Below are 13,932 nucleotides of genomic sequence, written 5' to 3'. Positions count from 1 at the left end.
GCCGGGTACTCGGGCCGAGGCGCGCGGCGGCGGGGCGGCGAGATCGGTCGCGGCGGGCCGCCCGGGCCGGCCCGTCCATTGTCGACTCGTCTATGCTGATGCCAGTCCATGAGCAGTTGCAGGGTGCGGGATTGCGCGCGACGTTGCCGCGCGTGAAGGTGCTGGAGTTCTTCGCGGCGGCGCGTCCGCGGCACGTCAGTGCCGAGGACGTGTTTCGCCATCTGCTGGCCGAGAAGATCGACATCGGTCTCGCCACGGTCTACCGGGTGCTCTCGCAGTTCGTCGAGGCGGGAATCCTGACGAGCGGCACGCTCGATTCGAACCGCCACGTCTACGAGCTCAACGACGGCAAGCGGCACGATCACATCATCTGCCTGGCTTGCGGCAAGGTGGACGAGTTCTCCGATCCGCTGATCGACGGCCGTGAGAAGGCGGCCGCCGATGCGCTCGGCTATCTGCTGACGGGCCACCATCTGGTGCTGCATGGCTACTGCGCCGAATGCCGGCCGAAGCCGCGCGGGGCCGACCCCGACGGCGCCTGATTCTTCCGAGTCCGTCCGAATCCGCCCGGCTCGCCCCGGGCGCGGCGCGCTGCCGAACGCGGGGCCTTCGGCAGCGCCGCCATCCCATTCCAATAACGATCCGCCCGCGCGCGTCACGGGATCGAGAGAGGCCATGACCGACCGGCACCGGCCGCGCATTGCGCGCCGGCGCGACCGGTCGGAACCGGCTTCGGCCATCCGTCAGTCACGCATGGGAGGCACATGGTTTTCGCAGCATGGAGGAAGGGGTATGGCACGGCCGGCCGGATCGGCCGGCGATGCTCGGCATGGGCAGGCAGGCTCGCGCTCGTCGCGAGCGTCGCGGGCGCGGCCGGCAGCGCCGGTTGCAGCGCCCCGCGCGAGACGGGCGCCGATGCGGCAACCCAGGCGGCAGCCAGGCCGGCGGCCGGCGGGCCGGCCAAGCCGGCTGCCGCTTCGGAGGTCGCAGCGGGCGTTGCTGCGCCGGCCGGCGCGGCCGACATCGCGGCCGCCGCTTCGGGCCTGGCTGCCACGGTCGTGATCCGCCGCACCACCGACGGCATCCCGCACATCGAGGCCGCGAACTGGCAGGCGCTCGGCTACGGCTACGGCTACGCGCAGGCGAGCGACAACCTCTGCACGATGGCCGAGGCGTTCGTCACCTATCGCGGCGAGCGCGCGCGCTTTTTCGGTGCCGGCGGCAAGCCGGCCGCGCGCTCGACGTTCGGCACGCCGACCAATCTCGATTCCGATTTCTTTTTCCGGCTCGTCGCGCCGCCGGCCACGCTCGCTCGCTACCGCCGCAGCCAGCCGCCCGAGCTACGGCAACTGATCAGCGGCTTCGCGGCCGGCTACGACCGCTATCTCGCCGAACTGCGCGCGGGCGGCGCGCCGGGCCGGCATGCCGCCTGCCGCGCGGCGCCGTGGCTTGCGGCCATCACCGCCGACGACGTGGTTCGGCGCCTGTACGCGGCGAACCTGGCCGGCGGCGCGGCGCGGTTCGTCGCGGCGCTCGCGAACGCGCGGCCGCCCGCCGAGGCGGCCCGGCACGCCGGCCTCGCGGCGCGCGGGGCCGCGGCGGCCGCGGCCTCGGGCCTGACGGCGGCCGGCGGGCTGGCCGGGCTCGACGCCGAGGCGATGCAGGTCGGCGGCCACTACGGCATCGGCAGCAACGGCATCGCGTTCGGCCGCGACGCCACGCACGGCGAGCCGATCCTGCTCGGCAATCCGCACTGGTTCTGGAGCGGCCCCGACCGTTTCTACCAGGCGCAACTGACGATTCCCGGCCGGCTGAACGTGAGCGGCGCATCGTTTCTCGGCGTGCCGGTCATCATGATCGGCTACAACGACGCGGTGGCGTGGACCCACACGGTGTCCGGCGCGCGCCGCTTCGGCCTGTTCCAGCTGACGCTGGCCGCGGACGACCCCACCGTCTATCGGGTGGACGGCCGGCGCATCGCGATGACGCCGGTGGTGCTGACGGTGCCGGTGCGGCGGCCCGACGGCACGCTCGCCAGCGTCACGCGCACGCTGTACCGCAGCCGTTACGGCCCGCTCGTCGACCTGTCGTCGTGGTCGCCCGCGCTGGCCTGGACCCGCAGGCAGGCGTTCGCCCTGCGCGACGTGAACGCCGACAACGACGCGATCTTCGCCACCTTCCTCGCCTTCGGCCGCGCGCGTTCGCTCGACGCGTTCATCGCGGCGCAGCGGGCCGCGACCGCGATGCCGTGGGTCAACACGCTGGCGATCGGGCGCGGCGACCCGCGCGTCTGGTACGCCGACATCGGCAACGTGCCGGACGTGCCCGATGCGCTGGCCGACCGCTGCACGCCGCCGCTCGGCCGCGCGTTCGACGCCAGGGTGCCCGGCGTGCCGTTCCTCGACGGCGCGCGCGCCGCCTGCGACTGGCGCCGCGACAGCAGCGCCGCGCGGCCCAGCTCCTTGCCCGCGAGCGCGATGCCGGGCCTGCTGCGGCGCGATTTCGTCGCCAACATGAACAACAGCTACTGGCTCGCGAATCCGGCCGCGCCGCTGACGGGCTTCGCGCGCGTGACGGGCGTCGGTGCCGCGCCGCTCGACCTGCGCGCGCAGCTCGGCCTGCGGTTCGCGATGCGGGCGGCCGCAGCGGCCGCTGCGCCGCATGCTGGGAACCCGGCGAACCCGGCGGCGGTGACGACGGCCGAGGTCGAGCGCTTCTCGCTGGCGGGCGAGACGCTGTCGGCGACACGCTACCGGCCGGCGCTGCTCGATCGCGTCTGCACGAACCCGGTCATCATGGTCGGGCACGACCTGCTGAGCGGTGCCGCTTACCGGCCCGCGCGCCGCGCGCCGACCGCGGCGGCCTGCGCGACGCTGCGTGCCTGGCACGGCGCGGCCGATCCCGAGGCGCGCGGCGTCCTGCTGTGGGACCAGTTCTGGGCGCGCGTCGCGAAGCTCGCGCCGGCGCGGCTCTACACGCAGCCGTTCGACGCGGCCGATCCGCTGCATACGCCGGCGGGCTTGCGCGCCGACGATCCCGCGATCGCCGAGGCGTTCGGCGCGGCGATCCTGGCCGTGACCGACGCCGGCTTCGCGCTCGATGCCAGGCGCGGCGAGACGCTCTACCTGACGCGCAACGGCGAGTCGATCCCGCTCTACGGCGGCTGCGCCAATCTCGGCTACTTCACCGCCGTCTGCGACTACGGCAAGCCCCGCGCGCGCCAGCCGATCACGGCCGACACGCTGGCGGGCAACAGCTACCTGCAGGTGGTCACCTTCGATGCACGCGGCCCCGAGGCCCATACGCTGCTCGCGCATTCGGAATCCGACGATCCGGCCTCGCCGCATTACGCCGACGGCACGCGTCGCTACGCGGCGCGGCGCTGGCTGCGCACGCCGTTCGAGGCGCGGGCCATCGCGGCCGACCCGGGGCTCGACGTCACGCGCCTGACGCTGCCGGCGGCGCTCGCCGAAGGCCCGCACCCGCCCGACGCGGCCGACGCGGCTAGCACGGCTGGCGCGGCACGGCCCTAGGCGCCGGCCGGCCGCGGGGCAGCGGCGTGCCGAAGCGCCAAGCGTGAGCCTGGGCGGCCGACAAGCCCGCGCGCCGATCTTTCCGCAGCGCGGGCGATTGCCCTCTACAATCTGCGGACCGAGCCGCCGGGCGCGCGCCTCGCGTGCGCCCGGCGGCCCTTTCCCGATTCGAACGAGAGGACTCGTCGTGAAGTTCATCCACGCGGCCGACATCCATCTGGACAGCCCCCTGCACGGGCTCAGCGCCTATCCCGACGCGCCCGCCGCGCAATTGCGCCAGGCCTCGCGCGACGCGCTGCAACTGCTGGTCGATCGCGCGATCGACGAAGCCGTGGCGTTCGTCGTGATCGCCGGCGATCTGTACGACGGCGACTGGAAGGATCACAACACCGGCATCTTCTTCGGCCGGCAGATGGCCCGCCTGCGCGACGCGCAGATCCCCGTGTTCGTGCTGTGGGGCAATCACGACGCCGAGAGCGAGATGAGCAGGAAGCTCGCGCTGCCGCCCAATGTCACGGTGTTCCCGTCGCGCAAGCCGGCCACCTTCCGGCTCGATTCCGGCGACGCCGACGGCACGCGCGTCGCGCTGCACGGGCAGAGCTTCAAGGACAAGGCGGTGGTCGACAACCTCGCCATCGGCTATCCCGACCCGGTGCCGGGCGCCTACAACATCGGCGTGCTGCACACGGCGCTGGAAGGCGGCACGCTGCACGCGAACTACGCGCCGTGCTCGCGCGCCGAGCTGCACGCCAAGGGCTACGACTACTGGGCGCTCGGCCATGTCCACGAGTTCCAGCAATGGAACGAGGCCTCGACGATCGTGTTTCCCGGCAACCTGCAGGGGCGCCACATTCGCGAGACGGGCCGGCGCGGCGCGGTGCTGGTGACGGTGGAGGGCGGGCGCACCGAGGTCGAGCGGCTGTTCATCGACGTGCTGCGCTGGGAGGCGCTCGAGGTCGGGGCGGGCGACTGCGAGACGATCGAGGCGCTGTCGCACAAGATCGGCGCGGCGCTGGAGGCGCTGCTCGCCAGCGACGGCGAGGTGCCGCGCGCGGTGCGCGTGACCGTCACCGGCGCGACGCCGCTGCATGGCCAGCTGTTCGGCCGCGCGGCCGAGCTGCGCGCCGAGGTGCTGAACCAGATCGGCATGCTCGGCAACCAGCGGCTCTGGCTCGAGAAGGTCAAGCTGCGCACCGCGCCGCCTGCCGAGCCGGCCGCGCACGGCGAGCCGCTCGAGGCGCTCGACGACCTGCGGCGCATCCTGGCCGAGGCGATCCACGATCGCGAGTTTCTCGCGAGCCTCGACCGGGAGCTGAAGCCGTTCGTCGGCAAGGTCCGCAGCGAGGTGCGCGGCGAGGACGTGCCGCTGCTCGGCGCCGCGCGCGCCGGCGAGCTGCCGGCGCTGGTCGAGCAGGTGGGCACGGCGCTCGTCGCGCGCCTGGCGCGGGGGGAGTGAGCGATGCGGATTCGCCAGCTCGAGCTGTTCAGGTACGGCAAGTTCACCGACGCCACGCTGCGGTTCCCGCCGGCGGCCCATGACTTTCATGTGATCGTCGGGCCCAACGAGGCCGGCAAGTCGACGGTGCGCACCGCCGTGTCGGAGCTGCTGTTCGGCATGAAGCTGAAGACGCCGCTCAACTTCGTCCACGACGTCTCGGACCTGCGCCTGGGCGGCCTGCTCGACGTCGGGCGCGGCGGCGCGGGCGGCGCCACGCTGGCGTTCCACCGCGCGCGCGGCGCCAAATCGCTGCGCAAGCCCGAGGACGACGGCAAGCTGCCCGACGATTTCCTCGAGGCGGCGCTCGACGGCGCGACCCGCGAGTTCTTCGAGCAGATGTTCTGCCTCGACCACGAGCGGCTGGTGGCGGGCGGGCGCAGCCTGCTCGACGCGTCCGACAAGCTCGGGCAGGTGCTGTTCGAATCGGCGGCCGGCATCGGCAGCCTCGGGCCGGTGCGCGAGGAGCTGGAAGCGTTGCGCGCGGCGCTATGGGCGCCGCGCAGCGGCAAGACCGCCTTCGCCGCCGCCGAGGCCGCCTTCGCCGAGGCCACCGCCGAGCTGCGTGCGCTCCAGGTTCGCACGCGCGACTGGGTCGAGCGCCAGGCGGCGCTCGACAAGGTTCGCGGCGAGATCGAGCAGGCCCGCGCCGCGCAGCGGCGGCTCGACGCCATGCGCTCCAAGCTCGAGCGCGTGCGGCGCCTCGCTCCCTATCTGAACGCCGAAGCCGCGAAGGCGGCCGAACTCGCGGCGCTCGGCCCGGTGCTGGAGCTGCCGCCGAGCGCGACGGCCGATCTGCTCGAGGCGCGCGCCACGCTCTCGGCGGTGCGCGCGAAGCTCGACACCTATCGGGAGGAACTCGCGAGGCGGCAGGCCGAGCGTGACGCGCTTCGCGCCGATCCCGAGGCGATCGCGTTCGCCGCCGACATCGAGGCGCTCGACGCGCTGCGCGTCGAATGCGCGCGTCACGAGCAGGCACGTCCGCTGGTGGAGGCGGACATCGCGCGCGAACTCGAGGCCGCGTTCGCGGCGGCCGCGCAGCTCGGCTGGCCGCGCGACGAGGCGGCCCTGCGCGCGGCGCTGCCGTCCGAGCTCGCCTTGAAGACGGTGACCAACCTGCTGCACCGGCGCGGCGCGCTGGAGCAGGCGCTGGACGGCGCGCGCGACGCGCTCGCCGAACGCGAGCGGGAGCTGGCGCAACTGAGCGCGCAGCGCGCGGCGATCGTCGCCGACGAGGTGCCGGAAGCCCTGCGCGCCGCGCTGGCCGACGCGCAGGGCTTCCGGCAGAGCGAGGCGAAGGAGCGCGCACTGGCGCAGGCGCTGGCCGAGAGCGGCCACGCGCTGGCCGACGCGCTCGATCAGCTCGGCCGCTGGCGCGCGCCGGTGGCCGCGCTGAAGACGATGGACCTGCCTTCGGCCGCGCGGCTCGCCGCGCACCAGAAGGCCGACAGCGACGGCATGAGCGCCGTGAGCGCCGCACGCGGCGCGCTGGCCGAGGCACGCGCCGCGTTCGAGAAGCTCGCGCTGCAGGAGCAGCACGCGGCGCAGGGCCGGCAGATCGTGACGCAGGCCGAGGTGCACGCGCAGCGCGTGCGCCGCGACGGCCTCTGGCGCGACCTGAAATGCGGCGCCGTCGCGCTCGAGGCCGGCGCGCCGGCGCTGGACGACGCGATCCTGCGTGCCGACCAGCTGGTGGACGCGCAGCTCGGCACGGTGCAGGCCGCCGCCGAGCTGCAGTCGCTGCGCCAGCAGCTCGAGCTCGAGCGCGCCCGGCTGGCGCGCAGGGAAGCCGAATTCGCCGAGGCCGAGCAGGCGCTCGCGGCCACGCGGCGCGCCTGGAGCGAGGCGGCCGAGGCCGCCGGCCTGCCCGGCATGGCGCTGGCCGACATCGGCGACTGGCTCGCGCGACGCGAGACGGCGCTCGCCGCGCAGCGCACGGTCGACCAGCAGACGCGCGAGCTGGACCGCCTGCGCGCCGAGCGCGCAGGCGCGCAACAGGCGCTGGCCGCCGCGCTGCTCGCGGTGGCGCCCGGCGTCGATGCCGACCTCGACACCGGGCGGCTGAGCCAGTGGCTCGGCGCGGCCGAGGCCTTCGTGCAGGCGGCCGAGCGTGCCGTCGCGCAGCGCGGCAACCTCGACGCGCGCGTGAGCGAAGCCGAACAGGCGCGCGCCACGGCGGCGGCCCGCGTCGAGCGCGCGCAGCGCGAGCACGACAAATGGGACGAGCAGTGGCGCGCTGCGCTGGCCGAGGCGCGGCTCGCCGAGCGCGCGAATTCGGCGGCGGCCGCGCAGGGCGCCGTCGATCTGGCCAACGAAGTGGCCGCGCATCTGGCGGCGGCCGACGCGCCGGCACGCCGGCTCGAGGCGATGCGGGCCGACCTGGCCGCGCTCGCACGGCAGGCCGCCGCGCTGGCCGAGGCGCTCGATCCGCGCCTGCCGGCCACCCACGACGGCGCCGCGATCGCGCGCGCGCTGGCCGCGCGGCTGGCGGCGGCGCGCGAGAGCGCGGCCGCGATCGCGCGCGCCGACGAGGCGCTCGATCAGGCGCGGCGCCAGCTCGACGAGGCGAACGCGGGCCTCGCCGCCGAGCAGGCGCGCGTCGCGCCGCTGCTGGCGAGCGCGCGGGTCGACTCGATCGACGCGGCGCTGCCGCTGGCGGCGCGTTCGGACACGGCGCGCCGGCTTCGCGAGGAGATCGCGGCGGCGCGTGCCACGCTGATCCGCGACGGCGACGGGCTCACGCCCGAGGCGATCGCGGCCGAGATCGCCGCCCAGGATCTCGCCGAGGTGCCGGCCCTGCTCGAAGCGGCGCGGCACGACGGCGAGGCGTGCGGCGCGGCGCTGAGCCGGCTCGCGCAGGAGGAGGTGGTGGCGCAGCAGGCGCTCGACGCGATCGCCGGCCAGTCGAGCGCCGCGATTGCCGAGGCGAAACGCCAGGAGGCGCTCGCCGCGATGGGCGACACGGCTGAGCAGTACCTGGAGGCGGCCACCGCGAGCCGCCTGCTGCGCTGGGCCATCGAGCGCTATCGCGAGCAGCGGCAGGGGCCGATGCTGAGCCGCGCGAGCGAGATCTTCGCGGGGCTCACGCTCGGCGATTTCTCGCGGCTCGTGGTCGATACCGAGCGCCAGCCGCCCGAGCTGTCCGCGCGGCGCGCGAACGGCAGGCCGGTGGCGGTGGGCGGCCTCAGCGAAGGCACGCGCGACCAGCTGTTCCTCGCGCTGCGCATCGCCGCGCTGGAATTGCAGCTCGGCAACAAGGCCGCGCTGCCGTTCGTGGCCGACGACCTCTTCATCAACTTCGACGACGCGCGCTCGAAGGCCGGCCTGGCCGCGCTGCGCGAACTGTCCACCCGCACGCAGGTGCTGTTCCTCACGCACCACGCGCATCTGCTGCCGCTGGTGGAGGAGGTGTTCGGCGCGCAGGTGAACGTGGTCGAGCTGCAGCGCGAGACCTCGGCCTGAGCCGGCGCCGCGCCCGCGTCGGCGGCCGGCCGCGGGTCCGGCGCGCGGCGGCAGGCGGCACGGCGGCACGGCGGCACGGCGGCGGGCCGGCCCGAATGCGCCGGCACGGCCGGCTGCCGCGCCCGCCTTGGCGTGGCCCTCGCCGCCGCGGCCGGCGAGGGTGCCGCGCGCCGGCCAAGAATCCGGTTGACAGCGGGGGGCTGCGCGTGGTTTGATTGCCGCCATGCAAGCCGCCCAGTCCTTCTTCTCGCTACGACTACTAGCCCCGCTATCCGGGCTAGGTCTGCGGCTGCGCGCGTTCCCCCTGCTTCGTTCCTGAAGCGCCAGCGTTTCCCCGCATCACTCCTGGCCCCGGTTGTCGACCGGCGCCCGCGTTGATTCTCCCTCCAGGTTCCCGTCGCACGACCCCCCAAGGCCAGCCTGTATTCGCCGCTTTGCCGTTGTGCCGTCTCACCGCTGCGCGCGTGATCGCGATGCCGATCCGGATTGCCGATCCGCGCTGCCGCTTATGAAAACCTGACCGAGAACCGATCATGATGCTCAAGAACCCCGCCGCCAAGTACCGCCCGTTCACGCCCGTCAACCTGACCGATCGCCAGTGGCCGTCGCGCACCATCACGCGCGCGCCGATCTGGATGAGCACCGACCTGCGCGACGGCAACCAGGCGCTGTTCGAGCCGATGGACGCGGCGCGCAAGATGCGCATGTTCAAGATGCTGGTGGCGATCGGTTTCAAGGAAATCGAGGTGGCGTTTCCGTCGGCCTCCGAGACCGACTTCAATTTCGTGCGCGAGCTGATCGAGGGCGGCCACATTCCCGACGACGTGACGATCGAAGTGCTGACGCAGGCGCGCGACGACCTGATCGAGCGCACCTTCGCGTCGCTGCGCGGCGCCAAGCGCGCGATCGTCCACCTCTACAACGCGACCGCGCCCGAATTCCGCCGCATCGTGTTCGGCCTCGAGCGCGAGGGCGTGAAGCAGCTGGCGGTCAGCGCGGCGCGCACCATCAAGCGGCTGGCCGACGCGGCCGCCGACACGCAGTTCACGCTGCAATACAGCCCGGAAACCTTCACCGCCACCGAGCTCGACTTCGCCAAGGAAGTCTGCGATGCCGTGTTCGACGTCTGGCAGCCGACGCCCGAGCGCAAGTCGATCGTGAACCTGCCGGCCACCGTCGAGGTGGGTACGCCGAACTACTACGCCGACCAGATCGAGTGGATGCACCGCAATCTCGCGCGGCGCGATTCGCTGATCCTCTCGGTGCATCCGCACAACGACCGCGGCACCGCGGTGGCGGCGGCCGAGCTGGCGGTGATGGCCGGCGCCGATCGCATCGAGGGCTGCCTGTTCGGCAACGGCGAGCGCACCGGCAACGTCGATCTGGTCACGCTCGCGCTGAACCTCTACACGCAGGGCGTCGATCCGGGCCTCGATTTCTCGCAGATCAACAGCGTCGCGCGCACCGCCGAGGAATGCACGCAGCTGCCCGTGCATCCGCGTCATCCCTACGTCGGCGATCTGGTGTTCACGGCGTTCTCCGGCTCGCACCAGGACGCGATCAAGAAGGGCCTCGCGGCGCAGCGCGCCGACGCGCGCTGGGAGGTGCCGTACCTGCCGATCGACCCGAGCGATCTGGGCCGCACCTACGATTCGATCATTCGCGTCAACAGCCAGTCGGGCAAGGGCGGCATCGCCTATCTGCTCGAACAGGGCTATGGCGTGGCGCTGCCGCGCCGCCTGCAGGTGGATTTCAGCGCGGCCGTGCAGCGCCTGACCGACCAGAGCGGGCAGGAGGTCTCGGCCGCGCAGATCTGGGCGCTGTTCGAATCCGAGTACGTCGCCAACCATGCGCCGCTGCGCTACCTCGGCCACGAGCTGAGCGAGCGCGGCGGCCGCGAGACGATCGTGCTGAGCGCCGAGATCCACGGCGAGCGGCGCGAATTGCGCGGCGAGGGCAACGGCCCGCTCGACGCGCTGATGAACGCGCTGCGCACGCCGCTGCGCATCCAGCACTACGAGGAGCGGGCGCTGTCGCAGGGCGCCGACGCGAAGGCGGTGGCGATCGCCGAGCTGGCAGGCGAGGGCGTGCCGGGCAGCGCGTTCGGTGTCGGCATCGACGCGAACCTGACCACCGCGTCGATCCGCGCCGTGATCAGCGGCATCAACCGCGCCTACGCGCGTGCCGGCCAGGCCGCGCAGGCCGGCTTCTTCGCCGTGCAGCCGGCCGCGAGCGAGGTGGCCTGAGCGCGCCGCCGGCGTGCCCGATGCGGCGCGCGATGACGGCCGCCGCCTCGCCGGCCGCCGTCGAACGGCAGGTCACGGCGAGGCTAATTTCGCGCGGTATCCGGCAGGGGGGCCTTATTGGGCCAGCTCACTATGAATTGCGTGCCGCCTTTGGCCGTTGCGCGGCAACTGGTTTGTCCGCCGTGCGCCTGAGCGATGGCCGCGACGATGGCGAGCCCCAGGCCGCTGCCGCCCGTCTTGGCGCGGGTGGCATCGGCGCGGCGGAACGCCTGGAAAACATAGGGGACGACGTCCGCCGGAATGCCCGGGCCGTCATCCTCCACGCTCAAGCTGCACTGTCCATTTTCCAGCCACGTGCGAATGCGGATTTCCCCTGGAACGGCATGCTGCCGGGCATTGTCGAGCAGGGCCAGCAGGGCTTGCTGAATCCGTCCCGGGTCGCAAAGCATGCGGCGGCTGCCGTCCAGGTTCAGGACCGGATGCTGGCCGGCCGAGCGCAGCGCATCGGAGCAGAATTCCACCACCGACGTGATTTCCGCGACGAGGTCCGTTGCCTGCCACTGGAGATCCAGGTGGCCGCTTTCCACCAGGCTGACGACGCGCAAGTCCTCGATCAGGCGGGACAGCCCCTCGACCTGGCCGAGCAGGTTGCGGAACTGGGAGGCGTCCGGCGTGAACACGCCATCGACCAGGCCTTGCAGTCGTCCGCGCAGGATGGTCACCGGCGTGCGCAATTCGTGGGAAATCGCGGCATTCCAGAAGGTTTGCTCCTCGGTCATGCGCTGCAGCTTGTCCGCCAGGGCATTGAAGTCATCGGCCAACAGCGCCGCTTCGCCCAGCGAGCGGTCACTGGCATCGGCCCTGACACCCAGCTCGCCCTGGGCGACGCGGCGAATGCTGTCGGTGACCGAGTTCAACGGAACCAGGATGCGGCGCGACAAATTGATCGCCACGACGGCGGACAGCGCCAACGCAGCCAGGGTGGTGCCGATCATCCACCCCCACTCCGGCCCCGTCGGCATCAAGCTTTCGCTCGAAGACGCCTCCGGCCAATAGGTTTTCAGGAAGAAATAGAAGGCATAGGAGGTCAGCAGGAACAGCAGGGTGACGCCAAACGCCATCGCCATCATCGTCAGCGCGATCTGGCGGCTCAATCCAACCAGTTTCATTCGGTGCTCCAGAGCCGGTAGCCCACCCCGCGAATGCCGACCGGGATGCCGGTGACCCCCCGGTCCTCCAGCTTCTTGCGCAGCTTGCTGATGTGGCTGTCCACCGTGCGCTCCAGGGTATCGCCTTCCGGCAGGCAGGTCGCCAGCAGTTCCGCGCGGCTGAACACGCGCTTGGGCGCACGCGCCAGTTGCACCAGCAGCTTGAACTCGGTCAGCGTCAAGCTCAGCGCGTGGCGCTGCTTGCCGACCTCGACGGTCGCCTCATGGTGGTCCAGGTCGATTTCGAACGGCGCCGCGCGCAGCACGCGCTGCTCTTCGCGCTCGCCCCGCGCCATCGAACGGCGCAGCACCGCCTGCGTGCGCGCCACCACCTCCGCCGGGTTGAAAGGCTTGACGACGTAGTCGTCGGCTCCGATGCGCAGCCCCATCAGCTTGTCGATGTCCTGGTCCATCGCCGTCAGCATGATGACGGGCGTGTCGCCGCGGCGGCGGATTTCGGTGAGCACCTGCCAGCCGTCCAGGCAGGGCATCTGCACGTCCAGCAGGACCAGGTCGGGCTTCAGGCGCTCGTGAAGCTCGAGCGCCTGCCGGCCATCAGTCGCCTGCACGCTGCGCAGGCCCGAACGCGTCAGGTAGGCCGCCACGATGTCGGCGATTTCGGGCTCGTCCTCGGCAATCAGGATCAAGGCCTGAGTGCTTGGCTCAGCATTGGCTGGCAGCGTCGAATCAAGCATGGCGGCCGGGTATTTTTTCGTTCTCCATCGAATCTCCATCATAGCTCGGACGAAACACCATCGTCCAGATTCAGACTCCCGACCGTCTCGCCGGCCATCGACGGCCTGTTTCCGAAGGAGTTCCATGAAGATCGAATCACCGTGCCGCCGCGCAGGCCTCTCTGTGCTGTTGACGGTCATGCTGACGGCTTGCGGGCAATCCGAGCCGCAGGAAAGCGCTCCGCCCGCGCCCCAGGTCTCGGCGACGACCTTGGTGCCTGCTCGGCTGGAACTGAGCGACGAGCTGCCCGGGCGCGTCGCCGCCTTGCGCGTCGCCGAGATTCGGCCGCAAGTCAGCGGCATCGTGCAGCGCCGGCTGTTCGAGCAAGGTAGCGAAGTGCGCGCCGGCCAGCCCTTATTCCAGATCAATCCCGCGCCGTTCCGGGCCGACGCGGACACCGCCGCCGCCGCCCTGCAGCGGGCCGCCGCCGTGCTGGCGCGTGCCCGCCTGCAGGCGGCCCGGCTGCAGCCTCTCGTCGAGGCCGACGCGATCAGCCGCCAAGCCTATGACGACGCGGTGTCCCAGCGTGAGCAGGCCGCGGCGGACGTGGCGCAGGCGCGGGCCATCCTGGCACGCCGCCAGCTGGACCTGAAGTTCGCCACCGTGGAGGCGCCGATTTCGGGCCGCGTCGACCAGGCATTGGTCAGCGAAGGGGCGCTGGTGAGCAGCGGCGACAGCAATCCGATGGCGCGCATTCAGCAGATCGATCAGGTGTATGTGGACGTGCGTCGTCCCGCTTCCTCGCTCGACGCACTGCGCGAAGCCCTGGCCGCACCCGGCGCGAGCGCCGGGCACGGCTTGCCGGTGACCTTGCTGCGAAGCGATGGGAAATCCTATGGCCTCAAGGCACGCATCCTGTTCTCGGGCATCAATGTCGATGCCGGCACCGGCGAGGTCCTGCTGCGCGTGCTGGTGGACAACCCGCAGCGGCAGCTGCTGCCGGGCATGTTCGTGCGCGCGCGCGTGCCCGGCGCCAGCTACGACGCCGCGCTGACGGTGCCGCAGCAGGCCGTGGTGCGGGTGAGCGGGCAGCCGCGGGTCTGGGTTCTCGATGCGAGCCACCGCGCCAAGCTCGTCGCCGTGGCGTTGGGCGAGCGGGCGGGCAGGCGCTATCGCGTCCGCGCCGGGTTGCACGCCGGGCAGCGGATCGTGGTCGAGGGCATGGAGCGGCTCTCCGACGGCACCAAGGTGAGTTCGCATGAGTGGAAGTCGCCCGATTCCACCCCTGCGGCCTCCGCTAGCTGAGCAACGAA

The 13,932-nt window shown here is 72.4% G+C and carries 8 protein-coding genes; 6 read left to right on the top strand and 2 right to left on the bottom strand.

Annotated elements, in window-relative coordinates; translation table 11 throughout:
- The first annotated feature begins 92 nt into the window (after window positions 1-92).
- The 5 genes from KS03_RS09105 (at window position 93) to leuA (ending at window position 10,736) form a co-directional block, all read left to right on the top strand.
- Window positions 93-542: a Fur family transcriptional regulator gene (locus KS03_RS09105; RefSeq protein WP_017424038.1), complete on the top strand. Its 450-nt coding sequence runs from the start codon at window positions 93-95 to the stop codon at window positions 540-542.
- A 222-nt stretch (window positions 543-764) separates the two neighbouring features.
- On the top strand, window positions 765-3,533 hold the full coding sequence (locus KS03_RS09100) for a penicillin acylase family protein (RefSeq protein WP_045678749.1): 2,769 nt from the start codon (window positions 765-767) through the stop codon (window positions 3,531-3,533).
- A gap of 187 nt (window positions 3,534-3,720) precedes the next feature.
- Window positions 3,721-4,989, top strand: coding sequence for a metallophosphoesterase family protein (locus KS03_RS09095; RefSeq protein ID WP_012733805.1), 1,269 nt, complete (start codon window positions 3,721-3,723; stop codon window positions 4,987-4,989).
- A 3-nt stretch (window positions 4,990-4,992) separates the two neighbouring features.
- The gene (locus KS03_RS09090; protein WP_012733806.1) at window positions 4,993-8,490 is read left to right on the top strand and encodes an ATP-binding protein; all 3,498 of its coding nucleotides are present in this window, start codon (window positions 4,993-4,995) and stop codon (window positions 8,488-8,490) included.
- Window positions 8,491-9,026: 536 nt separating this feature from the next.
- Window positions 9,027-10,736, top strand: coding sequence for a 2-isopropylmalate synthase (gene leuA / locus KS03_RS09085; RefSeq protein ID WP_193373180.1), 1,710 nt, complete (start codon window positions 9,027-9,029; stop codon window positions 10,734-10,736).
- Between the two features lie 83 nt (window positions 10,737-10,819).
- Here the strand turns inward: leuA and KS03_RS09080 are convergent, their stop codons facing one another.
- Window positions 10,820-11,905 (bottom strand): ATP-binding protein, encoded by a 1,086-nt coding sequence (locus KS03_RS09080; RefSeq protein WP_012733808.1) that lies wholly within the window; start codon window positions 11,903-11,905, stop codon window positions 10,820-10,822.
- Window positions 11,902-12,639, bottom strand: a complete 738-nt coding sequence (locus KS03_RS09075) for a response regulator (protein WP_026051802.1) — start codon at window positions 12,637-12,639, stop codon at window positions 11,902-11,904. The genes KS03_RS09080 and KS03_RS09075 overlap by 4 nt, the downstream gene beginning before the upstream one ends.
- Before the next feature lie 124 nt (window positions 12,640-12,763).
- Between KS03_RS09075 and KS03_RS09070 the strand changes: the two genes are divergently transcribed.
- Window positions 12,764-13,924, top strand: a complete 1,161-nt coding sequence (locus tag KS03_RS09070) for an efflux RND transporter periplasmic adaptor subunit (RefSeq protein WP_012733810.1) — start codon at window positions 12,764-12,766, stop codon at window positions 13,922-13,924.
- The last annotated feature ends 8 nt before the right edge of the window (window positions 13,925-13,932 follow it).

Origin of the sequence: Burkholderia glumae LMG 2196 = ATCC 33617, assembly GCF_000960995.1 — a bacterium.
Taxonomy (GTDB): Bacteria; Pseudomonadota; Gammaproteobacteria; order Burkholderiales; family Burkholderiaceae; genus Burkholderia; species Burkholderia glumae.
Note: the sequence above shows the minus strand (reverse complement) of the source record. Positions and strands in the feature narration are given on the sequence as shown.

What these genes read in the sequence shown, in the direction of transcription:
- KS03_RS09090 (WP_012733806.1), top strand. Translation starts at nt 4,993, where the DNA reads ATGCGGATTCGCCAGCTCGAGCTGTTCAGGTACGGCAAGTTCACCGAC.
- KS03_RS09080 (WP_012733808.1), bottom strand. Translation starts at nt 11,905, where the DNA reads ATGAAACTGGTTGGATTGAGCCGCCAGATCGCGCTGACGATGATGGCG.
- KS03_RS09070 (WP_012733810.1), top strand. Translation starts at nt 12,764, where the DNA reads ATGAAGATCGAATCACCGTGCCGCCGCGCAGGCCTCTCTGTGCTGTTG.
- leuA (WP_193373180.1), top strand. Translation starts at nt 9,027, where the DNA reads ATGCTCAAGAACCCCGCCGCCAAGTACCGCCCGTTCACGCCCGTCAAC.
- KS03_RS09105 (WP_017424038.1), top strand. Translation starts at nt 93, where the DNA reads ATGCTGATGCCAGTCCATGAGCAGTTGCAGGGTGCGGGATTGCGCGCG.
- KS03_RS09075 (WP_026051802.1), bottom strand. Translation starts at nt 12,639, where the DNA reads ATGCTTGATTCGACGCTGCCAGCCAATGCTGAGCCAAGCACTCAGGCC.
- KS03_RS09100 (WP_045678749.1), top strand. Translation starts at nt 765, where the DNA reads ATGGTTTTCGCAGCATGGAGGAAGGGGTATGGCACGGCCGGCCGGATC.